Genomic DNA, 21,842 nt, shown 5'->3' on the forward strand with positions numbered 1-21,842 from the left:
TTCTTTCTCGTATCATTTGAATAACTCCTATGAAATAAAATTCTATACTTTTAATTTTACTTCATAATTCAGTAAAAACAAAGACTGCTGACACTTTGTCAGCAGTCTGAAAAAAGTAGCTTCAAAATGAAGCTACTTTTTTTTACTTTTATCTACTGCCATTTCATCAAGTGAAGTCTGGCTTAAATTCCATAGGCTCGATACCTACTAAATTTTATTTAGTTTCTAATACTAATTTTGCTCTGTCTTCTGCTTCTACTGGTTTTTTAAGTATTCCTAACATTAATGCTGTTACAACAGATCCTATAAGTATTGCTAAAAGATATAACCATGGATGATTAGTAATAAAAATTACGAATAATCCACCATGAGGAGCAGGTAATGTTACATTAAACGCCATAGTAAGCGCTCCTGCAACTGCTGAACCTACAATTGCTGAAGGTATTACTCTACCAGGATCCGCTGCTGCAAATGGTATAGCACCCTCTGTTATAAAGCTTGCTCCCATTATATAATTTGTTATACCTGATTCTCTTTCTTGTTTTGTGAATCTATTTCTGAATATAGTAGTTGCAATAGCAATTCCAAGTGGTGGTACCATTCCACCTGCCATGATAGCAGCATGTGGGTAGTAGTTTCCTGCACTAATCATTGCAATACCAAAAGTAAATGCAGCTTTATTTATTGGACCACCCATATCAACAGCCATCATTCCACCTAAAACTAAGCCAAGTAAAACTTTGTTAGCTGTACCCATTGAACTTAACCAATTTTGTAAACCAAGATTTATTGCTTTAACTGGATTTACTACAAGAAGGAACATTATTGCACCAGTGATCAATATTCCAAATAGAGGATATAAAAGTACTGGCTTTATACCTTCTACTGATTGAGGAAGCTTATCAAATGCCTTTTTAAGCATAACTACAACATAACCGCCAAGGAAACCTGCAATTAATCCACCTAGGAAACCTGCTCCATTATTTGCAGCTATTAAACCACCTACCATAGCTGGAGCAAAACCTGGTCTATCAGCTATACTCATTCCTATAAATCCTGCAAGAACTGGTATCATTAAGAAAAACGCATTACCACCACCGATATCCATCAATAACTTAGCTACTGGATTAAATGATGGGTCGTTTGGATCAAAAGCTTTAATTCCAAACATAAAACATATTGCTATTAATATACCTCCACCTACAACAAAAGGAAGCATATTTGAAACACCACTCATAAGATGTTTGTAAAAGCCTGTTCTTCCACCTTTATCTGTTGAATCTTTATCACTATTTCCACTGTGATGATAAACAGGTGCATCTCCCTTTACAGCTCTATTTATAAGTTCTTCAGATTTCTTTATTCCTTGAACAACAGGAACCTGAATAACCTTTTTACCTTCAAATCTAGCCATTTCAACTTGCTTATCTGCAGCAACTATTATTGCAGAAGCTTTTGCTATATCTTCATCTTTCAGTCTATTTTTTACACCTGTAGAACCACAAGTTTCTACCTTAATACCTACGCCCATTTCTTTTGCTTTATTTTTTAACGCATCTGCTGCCATATAAGTATGTGCTATACCAGTAGGGCATGCTGTTACTGCTAATACTAAACCTTTTTCTTCTTTTACTTCTTCTTTTATTTCTTCATTTTCTACTTCTTGTGCTGCTAAATAAGATTGTTCTTCCTTATCAATTAAAGTTAGAATGTCTTCTGCTGTTTTAGCATCCATAAGTTTTTTTCTAAACTCTTCATTCATAAGCATGCTAGATAATCTTGATAATGTATCTAAATGATCATTATGTGCTCCTTCACTAGCAGCTATCATAAAGAATATGTGTGCATTATTGCCATCTAAAGAATCATAATCTATTCCTGCCTTAGAACGCCCAAAAGCTAATGCTGGGATTTTAACAGCAGCAGTCTTAGCATGAGGAATTGCTATTCCATCACCTATACCTGTTGAAAACTGTTCTTCTCTCTTTAATATAGCTTTTTTATACTCTTCTTTGTCATTTAATCTGCCTGCAGTATTTAGCTTATTTACTAATTCATTAATTACCTCAGGTTTTGATTTAGACTTTAGATCTATAATTATGGTATCTTTCTTTAATAGTTCAGTAATCTTCATTTTTCTCCTCCTTATTCTTTAAAAGGTTTACATTTTTTGTATTAAATTTAGTAAATACATCTGAAGATATATTTACATAATTACTAATTGTTAGATACTAACTTTTCATATAAACTTTTTATTTTTAAGTTGAAATAAATTTATGATACCTATTATCTAATAACCGCCTAATGTTAATTTATATTTTTGTTACATTTATTTGGGATAGCAATTCTTCTACATATTCTTTTTTACATAAATCCATTGAAAAAGCTGTAGCACTTCCTGACGCCGCTCCCCATTTAAAAGCTTCAATAATATTTAGAGTCTGAGAATATTTTGCTAAAAACCCAGCTATAAGTGAATCTCCTGCTCCTACTGAATTTTTGACTGTACCCTTAGGTGCTGTTGCATGGTAAACGCCTTCATTACATATCAGTAGAGCTCCTTCACCTGCCATTGAAATGATTACGTTTTGTGCTCCCATTTCTCTTAATCTTTGTGCATAGTGAATTATTTCTTCTCTATTAGTTATTTCTACATTAAATATTTCACTTAGTTCGTGATTATTAGGTTTAATTAAAAACGGATTATACTTTAGTGTTGATGTTAAAGCTTCTCCTGTTGTATCAACTACAACTTTAACTTTTCTAGAAATACATTTTTGTTGAATTAATGAGTATATATTTGTTGGTAATGATTTTTGAACATTTCCTGCTAGTACTAGATAATCATCAGAATTTAGAATCTCTATTTTTTCAAATAGTTTATTTAAATTCTTTTCATTTATGTCAGGACCAGCCCCATTTATTTCAGTTTCTTCATTAGACTTTAATTTAACATTTATTCTTGTATCTCCACTTAGCTCTATAAAATCAGTATCAACACCTTCAGATTGTAATGAGTCTTTTATAAATTTTCCTGTAAAACCTGCAATAAATCCTAACGCTTTATTTTTTACTCCCAAATTATTTAAGACTCTAGATACATTTATACCTTTTCCTCCAGGGTATTTTTCTTCACTAACCACCCTATTAACTGTTCCTGATCTAAAATCCTCAACATTAATAACATAATCTATTGATGGATTAAAAGTTACAGTATAGATCATTCCTTTGTCACAACCTTTACTATAGTTTTTTTGCTGTATCCTTCATAATCTTCTATTTTTGAATCAGTAATGATTACAGCCTCTTTTAAATCTGCTATTTTTACAAAGCTAACTTCTCCAAACTTGCTTTCATCAGCTAAAACATAAGTTTGCCGTGAATGTTTTATGGCATTTTCTTTTAGTATTGCTTCTTCTGAATCTGGAGTAGTAAACCCAAATTCCATATGGACACCGTTTACACCAATAAAACATTTATCAAATCTAAACTTTTGGAGACTCTTCAGAGCATCTGCTCCTATAACAGTCTTTGTTGAGTTTTTGACTTTTCCTCCTAAAATATATCCATTTATATTTTGTTGCATTAAAGCATTTATATGCTTTAATCCATTTGTTACTACTACTATATTCTGTTTTTTTATATATTGAATTATTTCGAATGTAGATGTACCTCCATCTAAGTAGATACTATCTCCTTCTTCTATAAGTTCTGCTGCAAATTTAGCTATTGCTTTTTTTTCTTCTACATTCTGATCTTCTTTTTCGTTATAACTAGGCTCTGTAAACCTTCTCTTTGGTAGGGTCGCCCCACCATGTATTCTTTTTAATACATTAATACTTTCTAAGAAGGTAAGATCGCGCCTTATAGTAGATTCTGATGTACTAGTAATGTCCATAAGCTCGCTAATTTTTGCAATTCCCTTTTTTTCAAGTAACTTTAATATTAAATTGTGTCTTTCTTCTGTTAACACTCCTTAACACCTACTTAACTTACCTTATGTAAACATTATAATATTAAAACATTTAAAAAACAATCACTTTTTTTCAAAAATACGCAAATATTTTTTGGTATCAATCAAAGTCAACCATAGTTGGTTTTTATACTATTTATATAATCCTATCTAGGCTATATATAGATAAACAACTTTAATAATAAGTTACCCATACTTATAAATAAAAATATACTAAATTATCTATAGAATGAACTTAATGCAATTTTCCGTAGAATAAAAATGAATGGTTATCGAATCAACTCACTTTTACCTAGATTTCATTTCATGAAATTAAAAGCAATCATCAAGCCTGCTCAATTTTAGTCAGACTTAATTTTATGAAATCACAATAAATAAAAGACAAGCAAAGTAAGTTTTTCACCCTGCTTGTCCTTTAATTAATCATATATAAATAACTATTAAAATTAAAACTATCAAAATAAGTAATTTTTTTTATTTTACTGGTTTTTTAAGTAATCCCAATACCATTGCTGTTACAACAGCTCCAATTAATATTGATAAGATATAAAGTAGTGGATTTCCATTAACTATAGGAACTACAAATATACCACCATGAGGTGCAGGTAATCCTATATTAAATGCCATTGAAAGTGCTCCTGCAACTGCTGACCCTATAACTGCTGAAGGTATTACTCTACCAGGATCTGCTGCTGCAAATGGTATAGCTCCTTCTGTGATAAAACATAGTCCCATAATGTAACAAGTCTTACCTGTTTCCTTTGCTCTATCATCAAATTTATTTTTAAATAAAGTCGTAGCTAAAGCAATTCCTAATGGTGCAGACATTCCCCCTGCCATAACAGCTGCATGAGGTGCAAAGTTCCCTGCGTCAATCATAGCAATTCCAAATGTAAAGGCAGCTTTATTTATTGGACCACCCATATCTATAGTCATCATTCCACCTAGTAATAAACCAAGAAAAACTTTATTAGCTGTTCCCATAGAACCTAACCAATTTTGCAACCCTAAATTTAATGCACTTACAGGTCCTATAACGATAAGATACATTATTGCTCCAGTTAAGAAAATACCTAATAGTGGATATAATAGAACTGGCTTTATGCCTTCAAAAGCAGCTGGTAACTTAGCAAATGCTTTTTTCACTAATAAAACTACGTATCCACCTAGGAAACCTGCAATTAGTCCACCTAAGAATCCTGCTCCGTTATTAGCTGCAATTAGTCCACCAACCATTGCTGGTGCAAAACCTGGTCTGTCTGCTATACTCATACCTATAAATCCTGCAAGTACAGGTATCATAAGAGCAAAAGCATTTTCCTTTCCTATACTATGTAGTAATTGTGCAAATGGATTAGTAGAATTAATTCCAAACAAATATGATAGAGCTATTAATACCCCTCCACCTACAACAAAAGGAAGCATATTTGAAACACCACTCATAAGATGTTTGTAAAAACCACTTCTTTCATTTTTAGCTTCTGAAGTATTAGTATCATTTCCGCTATGATTATATACAGGAGCATCTCCATTTAATGCTCTAGTTATAAGTTCCTCAGATTTCTTTATTCCTTGAACAACAGGAACTTGAATAACCTTCTTACCTTCAAATCTAGCCATTTCAACTTGCTTATCTGCAGCAACTATTATTGCTGAAGCATTTTCTATATCTTGTTCCGTTAACTTATTCTTTACTCCTGTAGAACCATTAGTTTCTACTTTAATATTTACTCCCATTTCTTTTGCTTTATTCTTTAAAGCATCTGCTGCCATGTAAGTATGTGCTATACCTGTAGGGCATGCTGTTACTGCAAGTACTAATCCTTTAGATTCTTGTACTTCTTGTACATCTTCCTGTGCTACTTCTTCTTCTGATTCTTGTGCTTTTAAATAAGCACTTTCTTCAGCATCAATTAAGCTTAAAATTTCCTCTATTGAAGCTGCACTCATAAGTTTATTTCTAAAAGCCTCATTTATAAGCATACTAGATAATCTTGATAATGTATCTAGGTGATCATTATGAGCTCCTTCACTAGCAGCTATCATGAAGAATATATGAGCGTTATTACCATCTAGGGAATCATAATCTATTCCTTCTTTTGAACGTCCAAATGCTAAAGCTGGAGTCTTAACTGCTGCAGTTTTAGCATGAGGAATAGCTATCCCATCACCTATACCTGTAGAAAACTGTTCTTCTCTTTTTATTATGGCCTTCTTATATTCTTCTTTATCATTTAGTCTACCAGCACCATAAAGCTTGTCTACTAATTCATTAATTACTTCAGGCTTTGATTTAGATTTTAAATCTATAATTATGGTGTCTTTCTTTAAAAGTTCAGTGATTTTCATTTCCTCTCCCTCACAATAACAAATTTTTTACATCATTAGTTAAATAATCTTACTTAACTACATAAAATGAAAGATATATTTTATACTTGTTGTTATAAATTATATATTTAATTATACTTATACAATCTTAATCCCAATTAAACTAATATAGCTAATTTTATAACTTAGTTATATTTACCTGAGTTATTAGCTCTTCCACATATTCTTTTTCACATAAATCCATTGAAAAAGCTGTAGCGCTTCCTGATGCTGCTCCCCATTGAAAAGCTTCAACAATATTTGAAGTTTGAGAATACTTTGCTAAAAATCCAGCTATAAGTGAATCTCCTGCTCCTACTGAATTCTTTACTGTACCCTTAGGTGCTGATGCATGATAAACACCTTCATTACATATTAATAAAGCCCCTTCACCTGCCATTGAAATAATTACATTTTGTGCTCCCATTTCTCTTAATCTTTGTGCATAGTGAATTATTTCTTCTCTATTCGTTATTTCCACATTAAATATTTCGCTTAACTCATGGTTATTAGGCTTAATTAAAAGTGGATTGTACTTTAATGTTGAAGTTAAGGCTTCCCCTGTAGTATCAACTACAACTTTAACTTTTTTTGAAGCACATTTCTCTTGAATTAATGAATATATGTTTACTGGCAATGACTTTTGAACATTTCCTGCTAGCACTAGATAATCGTCAGAAGTTAAAGCTTCTATTTTTTCAAATAATTTGTTTAAATCTTCTTCCTTTATAGTAGGACCAGCTCCATTTATTTCTGTTTCTTCATTAGAGTTTAGTTTAACATTTATTCTTGTATCTTCACTTACCTCTATAAAGTCAGTATAAATCCCTTCACTTTGTAGTGAATCTTTTATAAATTGTCCTGTAAATCCGCCAATAAATCCTAAAGCTTTATTTTTTACTTCAAAATTATTTAGAACTCTTGATACATTTATACCTTTTCCACCAGGATACTTTTGTTCACTAACTACTCTATTTACTGCACCTGGCTTAAAATTTTCAACTTTAATAACATAATCTATTGAAGGATTAAAAGTTATAGTATAAATCATTTCTTTGTCACAACCTTTACCATATTTTTTGTCGAATTTTTAATAATTTTGTATTTCTAAATTAATAATATTATAGCCTATCTTTAATCTTTTATTTACTAAACTTCCCTTATGTAAACATTATAATATTAAAATAATCAAAAATCAATCATTTTAATTCAAAAACATTCAAAAAATTTCAAACCTCCAGTCAATTTTATTCATAAACATTCATAATGACATTAAACACGCAAGACATTTTTCAACTCAATGTGACAAAAATTCTCCAAATTTTAAAGTGGGACGTAACCATTTGACCAAATAACCTTATTAAATAACCCAGCCAAATTTCAATGTAAGATATTTAAAATAAAAAAATCATTTTCTCAACATTTTTTATTAAATATTATTGAATTATAAAAAAACGTATGATATAATTACAAATAATTTCATACGTTCGGTAGAAGATAGCGGGATGTTTAGTTTAATTAAACCGTTATTGGACGAGCCTCTGGAGAGACTCAAAAAGAGCACCGAAGGGGAAAGCCAAAAAATTGGTGAAACTCTCAGGTAAAAGGACAGGGGATTTTAAATATTAGTTCTAGAGATAAAATTACTTACTTTATTTACTTTATGGTAACCAAGTGATAACTCTTCTCTATAACTTTAAAATCCTAATCTCCAGAGACTAAATTTTAATTTAGTCTCTTTTTTCTTTTTGGGAATAATATATTTGATAAAAAAATTATTTTAAAGGAGAGATAAATAAGATGAAAGCATTTGTTACTGTAATTGGAAAAGATAAGATAGGAATTATTCAAAGGGTAACTACTATATTTAAGGAAAACAGCGTAAATATCCTAGATATAAACCAAACTCTTATTGAAGATTATTTTGTTATGATTATGTTTATAGATTTAAGTTCTATGCAAATAGACTTTAAAGAATTAAAAACTGAACTTGAAGGTATTAGTAATGAATTAGAAGTTTCTATTAAAATTCAACATGAGGATATATTCAACTCAATGCATAAAATATAGGTAAAGTAAAAAATACTTAATTTAGATATAGAAAAATATAAATTGGAGATGAGTACGATATGATAAACTTTCAAAATATAATGGAAACAATCACAATGATTGAAAAAGAAAAATTAGATATAAGAACTATCACAATGGGTATATCATTATTAGATTGCTGTGATACTGACGGAAAGAAAGCTAGAACAAAAATCTATGATAAAATCACTAGATATGCTGAAAATCTTGTTAAAGTAGGTCAAGACATTGAAACTCAATATGGAATTCCTATAATAAATAAAAGAGTTTCTGTTACTCCTATGTCATTAATCGCTCAAGCAAGTACTGATACTGACTACGTAGAGTTTGCTAGAGTATTAGATAAAGCTGCTGAAACTGTAGGTATTAACTTTATCGGAGGTTATTCAGCTCTTGTTCAAAAAGGATATTCAAAGGGAGATAGAATACTTATTAACTCAATACCTGAAGCCTTAGCTGTAACTAACAAAGTTTGTTCTTCTGTAAATGTTGGATGTACAAAATCAGGAATAAACATGGATGCTGTTCGTGATATGGGACACATCATAAAGAAGGCAGCTTATCTAACAAAAGATAACGAAAGTATAGGCTGCGCTAAGCTTGTAGTATTTGCTAATGCAGTAGATGATAATCCATTTATGGCAGGAGCATTCCATGGAGTAGGTGAAGCTGAATGTGTAGTAAGCGTTGGAATAAGTGGTCCTGGAGTTGTTAAGTCTGCTCTTGAAAATGTAAGAGGACAAAGCTTTGATGTTTTAGCAGAAACTATAAAGAAAACATCATTTAAGATCACAAGAGTTGGTCAGCTTATAGCTAATGAAGCTTCAGCTAGACTTGGTGTACCTTTTGGTATAGTAGATTTATCTCTTGCACCAACTCCAGCTATAGGCGACAGCGTTGGAAGAATTTTTGAAGAAATGGGTCTTGAAATGGCTGGTTGTCATGGAACTACTGCTGCTTTAGCACTTTTAAATGATGCTGTTAAAAAAGGTGGTATTATGGCAGCTCAACATGTTGGAGGACTTAGTGGTGCATTTATCCCTGTAAGTGAAGATGAAGGAATGATAAATGCAGTAAAATCTGGTGCATTAAGCCTAGAAAAATTAGAAGCTATGACATGCGTATGTTCTGTAGGACTTGACATGGTTGCAATACCTGGTGATACTCCTGCTGAAACAATATCTGCAATTATTGCAGATGAAGCTGCAATCGGAGTTATAAACAATAAAACTACAGGTGTAAGAATAATTCCTGTTTACGGCAAAACTTTAGGTGAAGAAGTTGAGTTCGGTGGTTTACTTGGTACAGCTCCAATCATGGCTGTAAGTAAGTTCTCAAGCGCTGATTTTATTAATCGTGGCGGAAGAGTTCCTGCACCAGTTCACAGCTTTAAGAACTAATTAATAAGTACATATATTTGAAAAAAGCAGTTATTGAACCCTCCCTCTACCTATAGAGGTGAGGGATTCTTTTTTATAAGGAAGTTTGCTATTTAATTAAGTTTTTCCTCAATTAGTCTAATATAATCTTCTACAACAGCATTATCTAATGGCATCCCTGAATACCATTTCTTTATATCATAAGATTGATTTTCAAAATATCGTGATTTTAATATTAGCTCCGGTCGATACTCAAAATGTAGTATATCAAAAAGTCCCCATTTACCTCCCCAAATAAAATTATTCTTTTCAAAAATTCGTATAATTTCCTTTGGGTATAAAGCTAGCCTTTTCTCTCCTTCTTTCCTAGAAGTCCAATTCCAATAATCATTTTTATCATATGCAAGATCAATAGCAATTCCATAAGCATGCGCACTTAATCTATCAGTACCATGAATAGTACGATAATTAAAGGTACCACTTATAGGAAATACAAAAGAATATATAAATGAACTCTTTTCTGTAACTGGTATAAGTTCTTGCGTTGCTGACTGCAAAGCCTCTGATGCCTTGTTGTTGCTATTAAAAAGATGACTCTTATACCCAATTTTTACGTTAGTAAGATTACTAACTACTTGCTGTTCTGATCCTCCGTAAACTTCGTTAAAAAAATCATATACCCTAATACGCCCTGGATTAAAATCACTTGGCATTAATTTTGTAATATTAAAAAGTGGATAAACTTGTTCCATCATATCCTGGAGATCTGGATTCTGTACCTTCTCTTTAATTTCCTTCACTTTTTTATCATCATAAATAATACGCTTTCCTGATTTCATTATTATGTATACAAAACCTTCTTTAGTTCGCTCTATATCGGTAATGTATCCTTGATATGCAATCATTAAACACAAAATATCTCTCTTCATCGTTGCCTCATAGAAATTAGCACTGGGTTCAACTAAAATAACATTTATAGCTTGAACAGGTATATTTTTAGCACACAGTATAAATACTATTAAGTTTATAAGCAATACTTTTATCTTACGTTTTACCATAATCGTTACTATCCTTCCTAAGCTAACTAGTTCTTTACTTCACAAAATTAATAAAATAAAGGTTAATATTAAAATAGTGAGAGAAATCGTAGAGTTATATGCATATTAAATAATTTATTTTTTTGATAATACTACGTTTAAAGCCTCCATTGTTTTCTTACAACTTGTACATCTACAAATATTACTTTGAAGCCATTCCTCTATCATATAACCACTAGCATTTAGACAAAAAAGCCGCTAAATAAGCGGCTTTTTATAATATATCTAAATATTTGATTGTACAACCTTTTCTGAATCTTTGATAAAATTATTTATTGTACTATTTTAATCTAGCCTCAAAGTGCATTAACGAAGACTTTCCATAGCTTTCTGTGCCCATTTTGAATCTTTAAATATCGCTCTGCCTACACCAATAAGGTCTGCTTTCCCTTCAGCTAGCAACTGCTCAGCGGCCTGAACTTCTGTAATTCCACCAGTTAAAATTACTGGGATAGATACTACCTTTTTAATAGCCTCAGTAAGTGGTGCAAAATAACCTTGCTCAGTAGAACCTGGTATAGTATATCCTAAAAAACCACCGGAAATATCAAGAATGTTTACACCAGCTTTTTCAAATTCTCTGGCTGCAATCTTACTGTCCTCAATAGTTGTTCCACCAGACATATAATCTGAAGCACCTAGTCTCAAAAGAATTGGGAAACCTTCACCCACTACTGTTCGTACTGCTTTAATAATCTTAAGATGAATACGAATACGATTGTGTACATCTCCACCATACTCATCTGCGCGCTTATTGGTCAATGGAGAAAAGAATTGGTTTAAAAGATAACCATGTGCAGAATGAATTTCTACGCCATCAAAACCAGCTTCTTTAACACGACGTGCAGCATTACAAAAAGCATCGATAATATCCTCTATTTCCTCATCAGTAAGTTCATGTGGTACGTTGCCTTTACGAGGATTGGCCACTGCTGAAGGTCCTACTGGAGTTGTTCCGATAATCTCCTCAGTAGTTGCACTTCCTGCATGATTAATTTGCATTATAGCCTTAGAACCATTGCGGTGAATAACATCTGCCAACTCTCGTAAGTCTTTAACCACGCTATCATTTGAAATGGAAAGTTGCTGTTCACTAGCTTTTCCTTCTTGTTTAATAAAACTATGCTCAATAATGATGAGTGCTATGTATCCCCCCTCAGATTTTTCCATATAATAGTCAAGAATTGCTTGACTCACTTCCCCATCAGATTCAGACTTGGCAGTCGCCATAGGTGGCATAACTAACCTGTTAGACAACCTTAACGTTCCCACCTGTAATGGTTCAAGTAAATAAGACATAAATAACCCCTCCTCAATGTTTACAATAAAATTACTATTTGTTTATAATAGATAAAATATACTGAATATATAGATATACTAATATAATAAGAGAAACCCTTTGTTTATGATTAAATCATATCATCAGGTTTCTCTTAACTAAATATATTTTATTTATTTGTTGTCATCTCGTCAAAACTGAGTGGGTAATACATGATTAGTTTTATTTTACAGTATATGATACTGGTATTATTTTAAGTCTTCTCCATTAGTTGAAATTACATTTTTATACCAGTAAAAACTTTTCTTTCTGATACGACGTAAGTCTTTTAAATCAAATTCATCACGATCTACATAAACAAAACCATAACGTTTAGCAAAACCTTGATGAGTACTAACAAGGTCAATTGCTGACCATGGACAATATCCCATTAACTTAACACCATCTGTAATAGCTAATTGTGCTTGTTCTATATGTTTACGTAAGAAATCGATACGATAATCATCATTAATAACGTCGCCTTCTTCTAATTTATCAAAAGCACCTAATCCATTTTCAGTTACTAATAATGGTAGATTATATCTTTCATTTAATTCACGTAATGTGTTACGGAAGCCAATAGGATCGATTTCCCACCCAAATTCAGTCTTTTCCAGATTTGGATTGGAAGCTCCACGATAAACTCCAGCCTCACCAACTACGATTTGTTGATCTCCAGTAGCGCTTCTATCAGAATCATCATTATTACTTGCGGCTACTGTTGCTGTTGAATAATAGTTAAAGGCAATAAAATCTGGTTTAGCACTTGCTAAAATCTCCATGTCACCATCTTCAACAGTTGGCGCATATCCTTTTTCCTCAAAATAACTCCATGCGACACTATTATAGCGTCCAAATACAGCCATATCCAAGTATAACCAGTTACGAATTGATGACCAGTTACTAGCAGCTATTATATCCTCTGGCTTTGAACTAGCCGGATAAATAGCTGAAATATTTGGTGCTGGACCAATCTTAGCGTCTGGACACATTGCATGACATAATTTCATGGCTTTTGCTTGTGCTAATAACATATGGTGATTTTGTTGATATAATTCTTTTTCTGGATTTTGTGAGTTTGAATTAACAAGACCAATAGCTGAACCATGTAAAACCATCATATTTTGCTCACTAATAGTTAGCCAATACTTTATCCTATCACCAAATAACTCAAATAAAGCCTTAGCATAATTTTCAAATGCATCAATAGTTTCTCTATTTCTCCAACCACCTTTTAAGTGTAACGCATAAGGTAGATCAAAATGATACATTGTTACAACAGGTTCTATATTATATTTAATTAGCTCATTAATTAAGTTATTATAGAAATCAACACCCTTTTGGTTAATTTCACCTGTCCCTTCTGGGAAAATTCTTGTCCAAGCAATAGAAAAACGATATACTTTAAAGCCCATTTCTGCTAATAAAGCAATATCTTCTTTATATCTATGATAATGATCACTAGTTACTTTAAAATCTGTAACACCTTCTGGGTGTTTACCCATATCCATTACTGAAAGACCTTTTCCATCTTCATCCCAAGCACCTTCTACTTGATAAGCTGATGTTGATGCCCCCCATAAAAATTCCTTTGGAAATGGCTTAAGTTTCTTATGATACATTTGTACTCCCCCTTTTATACTACCGTTATAAGTTTTATTAGATGTCTCCTTAATTATATAGGACTTAAGAAACCCTTTTCAATTATGAAAAAGTTAGACTGTATTAACACAGTTCTAGTGATTAAAAGTCTTATGGTAACTGTTATGTGATGTGTTATCCATAAAACTTAATTATGAAGATTTTAATAGTGATAACTTAATATCTAATTCACCCTTATAAATCATCTAAAGAATACAAAAAGGACTATTTCCAAAAGTTAAAAACTATCTGCTAATTTTAAGAGCATCTTTTTACGGTAAAGTATTTATACAAATTTGCTTACTAATATTTAATCACTTTAAATATTAGTAAGCAAAAAATATATAATATGAAATACCAAGAAACTTAGAGAAAATCGTACATTCCATATGTCTCTATTTTACTTAGAACACTCCACCTTAAAGTTCATACGCGAAAGTCGAGCTATTTAATATCACCTGTAGAATTTCTAAATAACACCTCGGTTTTCACATGAGTTATTTGAAAAGGCTTTGATGGGTTTTTCAACCTTGACAATAGCATTTCGGCTGCCATTATTCCCATTTCATTATTGAATATATGAACCGTTGTAAGTTGTGGATCAATAACACGTGACTCGTAAGAATCGTCGAAGCCACAAATGGCAATTTCATCTGGAATTTTTATATTTTTATCTCTTAAAGCCTTCATTACACTTATTGCAATAAAATCATTAGCACAAACAAACGCTGAGGGTAATTTTTTCATATGATCTAATTGATCTTTCATCCATTCGTAGTCTGTATATGGAAATCTATCATCCTCAACTATACACAATGATAAATCGACAGATAACTTAGCATTAAACAATGCCTTATTAAATCCAACCCATCTTTCATTAAAGCTTTTACAGTGATTGTAGTCACCAACGAAACCTATTTTAGTATGACCCTTATCTATTAATTTTTTTGTAACTAGATAAGTACTGTGTTCATTTTCCATTAAGATAATATCAGCATTTATTTCTGGATAAAATATATCCGACGTAGAATCTATAAAAATTGTAGGTATTTCTAAGTTACTAATTAATTGAGTATAGTCCTTATTAAATAATTCTATACATATTATGCCATCTACGTTCTGTACATCAAAATTATTAGGAAGAACCTGTTTCTCAATTTCGGTTTCTCGAAGAATGTGAATTGATAAATTATATCCTTCATTGCTAATTTTTTTCTCAAGTCCACTTAGTAATGATGAACCAAAATGAGAAGCGTTAGGCATATTACATGTTAAAAGTGCAATGTTACCAGACTTTTTTGTTATTAAGTCTTCGATATTCATAAAAGCAAAATGTTTATATTTCAATTCAATCGCTTTTTCTATAACTTTATTCCGTGTTACTTCAGGAATGCTCTCACTTCCATTTAGAGCCTTAGATACTGTGTTTCTAGATAATCCTAAAGAATCTGCAATATCTTGCACAGTAATTTTTTCTTTATTCATTTCATATTCGCCTCCTTCGTAATAGCATATTAGGTAAACAAACTTTATTTTTTTTTATTTTAATCATATAATTTAATTTTGTGCTTGTATCATTCTCCTAAATGACAACGTTCATGTCGTCAAAACACAAACATGAATCGATACCAGTCTAAGTTTTAATACGTAATATCTATTTACATATTATCAGACTATTAACAACAAAATCTATAATTTTCCCAGATTATATTATTGTAGAAGCTGTATCATATGATAATGTACAACAATCTATATTGGATTTCAATAAAAATCATATAAAAAAACCTAACACCTATTAAGATATAGATGTCAGGTTTTCTATTGCTTCCTAAATTGGAAATGTTACTTTAATTTGTACTCTCACATTACTGTAATTTATTTTAGACTTAAAACTGCACCTAAAGATACTTTATCTACAGATAACTTATCTTAAATATACATTCTGAAAAGCCGCAGATCCATTCGATACGTCAAGTCCTACTTTTCCACCAGTATAATCAGTTACGTTTACATCAATTATCTTTTCATCATCTAAATAAACCTTTATGTTTTGTCCACTAATTACTACCTTTAGTTTATATGATTTATCTCTACTTAAAGTTTTCTTAACTGGAGCAACTACATCTTTCCCATCTTTTTTGTTGAAAAGACGAATCTCATTTTTACTTGGATCTATATTATACACATAAGCTTTAGTCAAATCATTATCAGCTCCAAATACAAGACCTCCTGCTACTGTATTAGTCTTACTAGCATCAGTTAAATTACTTATTTCAGCTTCGTAAGTAAAATCTTTTGCATTTGGGCTAGCCATGTAGAATCCATTAGAATTACTTGAACCTTGTATTCCATAAGGTCCTATTTCACCCCAAGTTCCGTCACTGCTTTTCAAGGCCTTAAGATTAGTATTAAAATGAGATACATTTATGTCATCAACATTTATATGAGACCAATCACCTACATTATAGTCCACAACTTTTATATAAAGTACCTCACCTATATATTTAGAAGCATCCCATTCCACTCTTCTAAATGCTTCATCATTTGTACCGGTTGCAGTAAATAATTCCTTGTCGTCGGAGCCTCTCACTAAAGCCACATATTGTCTATCAGCTTGATTTCCTCCACTAACTAAGAAATTAATCTTTCCATTTCCATCAAGTTTAAAGTAGTTAGACTTCAACACCCCTCTATAATCATCTCCATTTACACCACTAGAAAGGAAATACTTACCTTGTTTATTATAAGAGTGATTATCATTCCAATAAGTACTTGCACTTGATGCTGCAAATGTTTCAGGTGAATTTCCACTCGCTGTCCACCCAGTAAGATTTCCTGTTTCAAAGTTACCATTTATAATATTGTTTGGTACTTTATTTTGGTCATAAGGTAGGGTTTTATTTACGTTTGGGGTAAAAGTTGCGGACTTTAAAGGATATACTTTAAGAGAATTCACGCTAGTCTTTCCACCTGTACTATATAGCTGTACCCCTTTACTTGAATCATTGGAGAAAATTTGATCTGTAATTGAAACCAACCCATTATTTCCAAAAACCTCTACTGAGGATTTATCTACAAAAATTTGAAGTTGTATCTTGCCATTCACTGGCTTCATCACTACCTGCTGTTTTAGTGGCATATACTCAGGATAAGTAAAGCCGCCAGATTTAGAACGATCTAAAAACAATGTTGAAGTTTTTGGATCATAACCAATAGTTGTTTCCTGATTACCACCTACTTTTACTTTAATTCCAAATTCACTAGCAGTTGAACTATCAACATTAAATTCTGATGTAATTTCAAGTGTATTTCCTGATACACCTGACAGTAAGTTACTTACTCCTGACTGTACTATTATGTCACTTAAAGTTTTTATTGGAGCTTGACGAAGACTTTCTAGTTGACTTACAGGCTGCTGAGTAAGCTTATATCCATCATTTGTAGCTACTAGTTTTGCTTCTCTTGGAATGGTCATGGCACTTCTCCAAGTAGATGTAGGAGTAGAATTTGCATATGCCCAGTTGCTCATCCAACCTAACAAAATACGTTTTCCATCCGGAATATACTTTCCATATTTTGAATCAGCTACATCACTTCTCTTTACTGTATCACTCCAAGTAACTCCTGCATAAAAATCCGGTCCATAATCTAGCCAATTTATTGGTTGTACATCTAATGTATTTTGATATGGAACTGTATTATATACACGGAAATCATCTACGTTAAGATGTCCCCAACCACCAGTGGATTTATCTACTACTTTTATACGAAGTTTTTGACCTATATATGCTGATGCATCCCAAACTATTCTTCTATAGGATTCTGAATTTGCACCTGATGCTTTAAATTGACTTAATTCATTTCCATCAGCAGTTTCTAAAGTAACATACAAGTTTTTTACGTCATCTCCACCAGCAACTAAAAAATTGATTTGTCCATTTCCACCTAAAGTAAATTCAGAAGATTCCAATGTACCTGTTCCAGCATCTCCTAAACCACCTGTTGCAGGGTCTATATATCCTAAACAATGATATTTACCTGATCGATTAAATAATCCTCCCCACCATGTAGTAATATCTGTTATATTCTTATTTGACCATTCAGTTCCTGTTGCTGTCCATCCTGTTAAATTACCTGTTTCAAATCCAGCATTGGTAATATCCTGACCTGCAGGTACTTCTGTTGTACCACTTATTCCACTATTTATTGCAGCCTTTTCGGCATCATAATCTTTCTCTTGCCTATTTTGTTCCTTTCCATCTTTCACTACTGATATCCATGCTTTTCCTTTGTTAGTACCTAAATCTTTAGTTAATTGGACACTAACAGAAGATTGATTAGCTGGTACTGTACCTTCTCCTAGCTTATTCCCACCAGTTTGTGAATCATAAACTCTAACACTGTCTCCTGGCATTAAGTCATATCCTTTAACGAGGTCATTATTTCCAACATTATTGGTTACTGTATATTGAGGATCAGCTGTAAAGGTATTGCCATCAAAATCTCCAACGAAATACATCATTCCCGAGCCACCTGCTGGCGGAGAATCAACAGTTGCAGATGCTCCTAAGCTTAGCAATAAAACCCATTTTGACTTACCAGTCTGTCCATCTACAGGTAACTGAAATAAATCTGGGCATTCCCAAACACCTGCATGAGATCCTTGTCCTTGCCTTCCAAATTCTCCTGACTTAGTCCAATTCTTTAAATTTGAAGAAGTATAAAATTCTACTCTATTCTGCACTGCCAGAGTCATAACCCATTTTTTATGTGTATCATCCCAAGATACCTTTGGATCTCTAAAATCACCTGTGCCTTGATTCGGTATTACTGGATTAGCACTATATTCTGTCCATGTCTTTCCGTTATCTTTACTATATGCAATACTCTGTTCTTGACCCCCAGCTCCACACGCATTGGTAAATAAAGCAACTAATCCAGTTTTATCCGGTGTATCATTAAAGAAACCACTGCTATTATTCCAGTCTACAACTACACTACCAGAAAAAATATCTCCATTTTTATCTGGATAAAGAGAAATAGGTTCCTGCGTCCAGTTTACTAAATCTTTACTTACCGCATGCCCCCAGTGCATAGGTCCCCAAACTGTAGAATTGGGATAATATTGATAGAATAAATGATATTCTCCCTTATAGTACACCATACCATTGGGATCATTCATCCAACCAGTATCTGGCGTATAGTGATATTGAGGTCGATATACCTCATTTCTATATGTTTTAGAAGTAGCTGCGTTTGCTAAATTAAAATTTGCACTAGTAAAAAATAAACTAAGCAATAATGCTCCTATAACCTTAGATTTCATTGTTTTCCTCCTTCTCTTCTCTTAGTTTTACTATTTTAATATTCCAAAAGCATATCCTAAAATACCAATGGCAAATAATGCAAATATTAGTACAATTGCATTTACTTTTTTCTTTAATAGATTCATACATAAGAAAGTTAATAATAATGGTAGTAGTCCTGGTAATAATTGATCTAGTATATTCTGAACTGTTGTTATTACTTCTTTTCCGTCTGCACCTTTAACTGTTGATACTACTAATGGTACATTCATGCTTGTCCACTTTGATACTAGTGCACCCATTACAAATAGTCCTAGGATTGAAGCTCCCTCTGTTAGCTTTTGAAGCTTGTTTCCACCCATATCAGAAACAACTTCTGTTCCTTTTTCATATCCGTACTTTAGTCCAAACCATTTTGTTGATAATCTTAATACATTAAACAATACAAAGAATAGTATAGGCCCTAATATATTTCCTGTCATTGCTAATGATGCACCTAAAGCAGCTGTTACCGGTCTAAATGTTCCCCAGAATAGCGGGTCACCAACTCCAGCAAGTGGTCCCATAAGTCCTACCTTTACACCACTTATTGAAGCATCATCAATTGGAGCTCCATTTGCTCTTTGCTCTTCCATTGCTGCAGTTACACCCATAATTGGATTTGCTATAAATGGTTGAGTGTTAAAAAACTCTAGGTGTCTTTTTAATGCTGCTTTTAATTCTTCGCCTTTGTATAATTTTTTTAATGCTGGAATCATTGAAAAACAATATCCTACAGCCTGCATTCTTTCAAAGTTGAAAGAACCTAAAAGGAAATTTGAACGAATAAACATGCTCATTATATCTTTTTTATCTAATCTTTTTTCACTCATTGCTTTTTCCTCCCTATATAACGTCTAGTTCATCAATAACCGCTGATGATGCATTGTATTTTGGACTTTGTTGAATATAAATTATTGCACCAACTGTACCTAATATACCTAATGCTACTAGGTTAAAGCTTGTAAATGCTGCTACAACAAATCCTAAGAAAAAGAATGGCATTAAGTGTTTTGCTTCCATCATATTGATTACCATTGCATATCCAACAACTACTATAAACCCACCTGCTACTTGTAATCCTCTTGTAATAACTTCTGGTATTGCAGCTAACATTAGGTTAACACCTTCTGTTCCAGCTACCGCTGCTACTAATGCTGCTGGGATGGCTACACGTACTGCTTGAATTCCTAAAGCTGCTATATGACATCTTTCTATTCCTGCTAGATTTCCATTTTCAGCATGTTTATCTGCTCTATGTTGGAAAAATACAGCTATTGTTCTTGCAAATATTGTCATTACCTGTCCTGCTGCTGCTATTGGGATAGCTATTGCTATACCAGCACCTATTGATTGCTTTCCTACTATAACTAATATTGTAGAAACTACGCTAGCTAAAGCTGCATCTGGTGCCATAGCGGCTCCTACATTCATCCATCCAAGAGCCATCATTTCTAAAGTACCACCTAAAATAATTCCTGTTTTAAGATCACCACACACAAGTCCTATTAAAGTACATGCAATTAATGGTCTATGTGTTTGTCCTTCATCAAGCACACTTCCCATACCTGTTATACATGCAATAATTACAACTAAAATAATTTGAATAGTACTCATAACTTAACAACCTCCCAATAAATTCTTCATTATTAAATTTTTGTCATAATATCAACTTTTGGATCAGAAGCAAGTTTTCTTATCTCTAATTCTACTCCCTTTTCATTTAGCTTTTTAAATGCTTCAACATCTTTCTTATCTACTGAAACCGCACCAGTAATTTGAGTTTTACCTTCTTTAAAACACATTCCACCTATATTTACTGATTTAATATCTACTCCACCTTCAACAAGTCTTAAAACATCTGTTGGATTTGTGAATAAGAACATAGTTTTAAAGCTAGCATATTTCGGATTTTTGTAAACTTCTATAACTTTATCAATTTCTAATACGTGAGCTTTAACTCCTGGAGGAGCAACTTGTAGTAAAAGAGTTTTTCTTAAATTATCATTCGCCACCTCATCACTACAAACAAAAATTCTGTTACATCCTGATACCTTTGTCCAAACTGTTGCCACCTGACCATGAATTAATCTGTCATCGATTCTTGCTAAAGAAATTTCCATTTTATAATTCCTCCTCTTCATTATCTTCTACACTTGACTTAAATGATTTTACTGCATCTTTTGCAGCATTCTTAGCTGTCTCTACTAATTCTGATACACTTAGAAAACTTCTTGAACCATATACCTCAAGAAGCATAGGTAAGCTTACCCCTGTAACTATATCCATATTTTCATTGTTTACTGCTATTCTACTGGCTGCATTAAATGGACTTCCTCCAAATAAATCAACCATAAAAAGCACTCCTTGAGTACAATCTAAACCTTTCATAACTTCTGTATACTTTTGTACTAAACCATCAGCACCTTCTCCTGGTTCAAATGTAACTACGCCCACATTCTCCTGCTTTCCAAATATCATTTCAGATGATCTTACTATTTCTTGTGAGAATTTACCGTGGGTACCTACTATCACTGCTACCATTATCTTGCCTCCTTATTTGTTTTTACATTAGTATTAATAGCAATTCCTATGCCAAGATTTTGTATCAAAACATTTAAGTATTCTTTTGGG

Annotated in this window: 16 protein-coding genes and 1 riboswitch; of the genes, 2 read left to right on the forward strand and 14 right to left on the reverse strand. The window is 32.4% G+C overall.

Going from position 1 to position 21,842, the window contains the following annotated elements; genetic code table 11:
* Window positions 1-214: 214 nt before the first annotated feature.
* From CPJCM30710_RS15330 to pfkB (CPJCM30710_RS15350), 5 genes are all read right to left on the reverse strand, one after another.
* Entirely contained in the window at window positions 215-2,134 is a 1,920-nt protein-coding gene (locus CPJCM30710_RS15330; RefSeq protein ID WP_212905041.1) for a PTS fructose transporter subunit IIABC, read from the reverse strand.
* 178 nt (window positions 2,135-2,312) lie between these two features.
* On the reverse strand, window positions 2,313-3,224 hold the full coding sequence (gene pfkB / locus CPJCM30710_RS15335) for a 1-phosphofructokinase (RefSeq protein WP_212905042.1): 912 nt from the start codon (window positions 3,222-3,224) through the stop codon (window positions 2,313-2,315).
* Window positions 3,221-3,973 (reverse strand): DeoR/GlpR family DNA-binding transcription regulator, encoded by a 753-nt coding sequence (locus CPJCM30710_RS15340; protein ID WP_212905043.1) that lies wholly within the window; start codon window positions 3,971-3,973, stop codon window positions 3,221-3,223. The genes pfkB (CPJCM30710_RS15335) and CPJCM30710_RS15340 overlap by 4 nt, the downstream gene beginning before the upstream one ends.
* Before the next feature lie 474 nt (window positions 3,974-4,447).
* Window positions 4,448-6,322, reverse strand: coding sequence for a PTS fructose transporter subunit IIABC (locus CPJCM30710_RS15345; protein WP_212905044.1), 1,875 nt, complete (start codon window positions 6,320-6,322; stop codon window positions 4,448-4,450).
* 157 nt (window positions 6,323-6,479) lie between these two features.
* A complete protein-coding gene (pfkB, locus tag CPJCM30710_RS15350) occupies window positions 6,480-7,391 on the reverse strand; it encodes a 1-phosphofructokinase (RefSeq protein WP_212905045.1) in 912 nt (303 codons plus the stop codon).
* A gap of 480 nt (window positions 7,392-7,871) precedes the next feature.
* Window positions 7,872-7,962, forward strand: a riboswitch (glycine riboswitch).
* 178 nt (window positions 7,963-8,140) lie between these two features.
* On the opposite strand from pfkB (CPJCM30710_RS15350), the gene CPJCM30710_RS15355 reads away from it, so the two are divergent.
* Both CPJCM30710_RS15355 and CPJCM30710_RS15360 read left to right on the forward strand, forming a co-directional pair.
* Window positions 8,141-8,410, forward strand: a complete 270-nt coding sequence (locus tag CPJCM30710_RS15355) for an ACT domain-containing protein (RefSeq protein WP_212905046.1) — start codon at window positions 8,141-8,143, stop codon at window positions 8,408-8,410.
* Between the two features lie 59 nt (window positions 8,411-8,469).
* On the forward strand, window positions 8,470-9,828 hold the full coding sequence (locus CPJCM30710_RS15360; RefSeq protein ID WP_212905047.1) for a PFL family protein: 1,359 nt from the start codon (window positions 8,470-8,472) through the stop codon (window positions 9,826-9,828).
* Between the two features lie 92 nt (window positions 9,829-9,920).
* Here the strand turns inward: CPJCM30710_RS15360 and CPJCM30710_RS15365 are convergent, their stop codons facing one another.
* The 9 genes from CPJCM30710_RS15365 to CPJCM30710_RS15405 all read right to left on the reverse strand — a co-directional run bounded on the left by CPJCM30710_RS15365 (window position 9,921) and on the right by CPJCM30710_RS15405 (window position 21,752).
* Window positions 9,921-10,865, reverse strand: a complete 945-nt coding sequence (locus CPJCM30710_RS15365) for a M15 family metallopeptidase (protein WP_212905048.1) — start codon at window positions 10,863-10,865, stop codon at window positions 9,921-9,923.
* A 345-nt stretch (window positions 10,866-11,210) separates the two neighbouring features.
* Window positions 11,211-12,203 (reverse strand): NADH:flavin oxidoreductase, encoded by a 993-nt coding sequence (locus tag CPJCM30710_RS15370; protein WP_212905049.1) that lies wholly within the window; start codon window positions 12,201-12,203, stop codon window positions 11,211-11,213.
* Between the two features lie 228 nt (window positions 12,204-12,431).
* Window positions 12,432-13,844: a glycoside hydrolase family 1 protein gene (locus CPJCM30710_RS15375; RefSeq protein WP_212905050.1), complete on the reverse strand. Its 1,413-nt coding sequence runs from the start codon at window positions 13,842-13,844 to the stop codon at window positions 12,432-12,434.
* A gap of 463 nt (window positions 13,845-14,307) precedes the next feature.
* Entirely contained in the window at window positions 14,308-15,348 is a 1,041-nt protein-coding gene (locus tag CPJCM30710_RS15380; protein ID WP_212905051.1) for a LacI family DNA-binding transcriptional regulator, read from the reverse strand.
* 439 nt (window positions 15,349-15,787) lie between these two features.
* Window positions 15,788-19,189: a glycoside hydrolase family 32 protein gene (locus CPJCM30710_RS15385; protein ID WP_212905052.1), complete on the reverse strand. Its 3,402-nt coding sequence runs from the start codon at window positions 19,187-19,189 to the stop codon at window positions 15,788-15,790.
* Window positions 19,190-19,219: 30 nt separating this feature from the next.
* The gene (manZ, locus tag CPJCM30710_RS15390) at window positions 19,220-20,041 is read right to left on the reverse strand and encodes a PTS mannose transporter subunit IID (protein WP_212905053.1); all 822 of its coding nucleotides are present in this window, start codon (window positions 20,039-20,041) and stop codon (window positions 19,220-19,222) included.
* A gap of 13 nt (window positions 20,042-20,054) precedes the next feature.
* Window positions 20,055-20,825, reverse strand: coding sequence for a PTS mannose/fructose/sorbose transporter subunit IIC (locus tag CPJCM30710_RS15395; protein ID WP_212905054.1), 771 nt, complete (start codon window positions 20,823-20,825; stop codon window positions 20,055-20,057).
* 32 nt (window positions 20,826-20,857) lie between these two features.
* Window positions 20,858-21,331 (reverse strand): mannose/fructose/sorbose PTS transporter subunit IIB, encoded by a 474-nt coding sequence (locus CPJCM30710_RS15400; RefSeq protein WP_212902880.1) that lies wholly within the window; start codon window positions 21,329-21,331, stop codon window positions 20,858-20,860.
* 1 nt (window position 21,332) lies between these two features.
* Complete coding sequence (locus CPJCM30710_RS15405) at window positions 21,333-21,752, reverse strand: PTS sugar transporter subunit IIA (RefSeq protein ID WP_212905055.1); 420 nt, start codon at window positions 21,750-21,752, stop codon at window positions 21,333-21,335.
* Between the last annotated feature and the right edge of the window lie 90 nt (window positions 21,753-21,842).

The sequence above is a fragment of the Clostridium polyendosporum genome, from assembly GCF_018332455.1.
Taxonomy (GTDB): domain Bacteria; phylum Bacillota; class Clostridia; order Clostridiales; family Clostridiaceae; genus Clostridium_AY; species Clostridium_AY polyendosporum.

Coding starts and splice junctions, on each gene's coding strand:
- pfkB (WP_212905042.1), bottom strand. CDS start 3,224: ATGATCTATACTGTAACTTTTAATCCATCAATAGATTATGTTATTAAT.
- CPJCM30710_RS15330 (WP_212905041.1), bottom strand. CDS start 2,134: ATGAAGATTACTGAACTATTAAAGAAAGATACCATAATTATAGATCTA.
- CPJCM30710_RS15360 (WP_212905047.1), top strand. CDS start 8,470: ATGATAAACTTTCAAAATATAATGGAAACAATCACAATGATTGAAAAA.
- CPJCM30710_RS15405 (WP_212905055.1), bottom strand. CDS start 21,752: ATGGTAGCAGTGATAGTAGGTACCCACGGTAAATTCTCACAAGAAATA.
- CPJCM30710_RS15385 (WP_212905052.1), bottom strand. CDS start 19,189: ATGAAATCTAAGGTTATAGGAGCATTATTGCTTAGTTTATTTTTTACT.
- CPJCM30710_RS15370 (WP_212905049.1), bottom strand. CDS start 12,203: ATGTCTTATTTACTTGAACCATTACAGGTGGGAACGTTAAGGTTGTCT.
- CPJCM30710_RS15375 (WP_212905050.1), bottom strand. CDS start 13,844: ATGTATCATAAGAAACTTAAGCCATTTCCAAAGGAATTTTTATGGGGG.
- pfkB (WP_212905045.1), bottom strand. CDS start 7,391: ATGATTTATACTATAACTTTTAATCCTTCAATAGATTATGTTATTAAA.
- CPJCM30710_RS15365 (WP_212905048.1), bottom strand. CDS start 10,865: ATGGTAAAACGTAAGATAAAAGTATTGCTTATAAACTTAATAGTATTT.
- CPJCM30710_RS15355 (WP_212905046.1), top strand. CDS start 8,141: ATGAAAGCATTTGTTACTGTAATTGGAAAAGATAAGATAGGAATTATT.
- manZ (WP_212905053.1), bottom strand. CDS start 20,041: ATGAGTGAAAAAAGATTAGATAAAAAAGATATAATGAGCATGTTTATT.
- CPJCM30710_RS15400 (WP_212902880.1), bottom strand. CDS start 21,331: ATGGAAATTTCTTTAGCAAGAATCGATGACAGATTAATTCATGGTCAG.
- CPJCM30710_RS15380 (WP_212905051.1), bottom strand. CDS start 15,348: ATGAATAAAGAAAAAATTACTGTGCAAGATATTGCAGATTCTTTAGGA.
- CPJCM30710_RS15395 (WP_212905054.1), bottom strand. CDS start 20,825: ATGAGTACTATTCAAATTATTTTAGTTGTAATTATTGCATGTATAACA.
- CPJCM30710_RS15345 (WP_212905044.1), bottom strand. CDS start 6,322: ATGAAAATCACTGAACTTTTAAAGAAAGACACCATAATTATAGATTTA.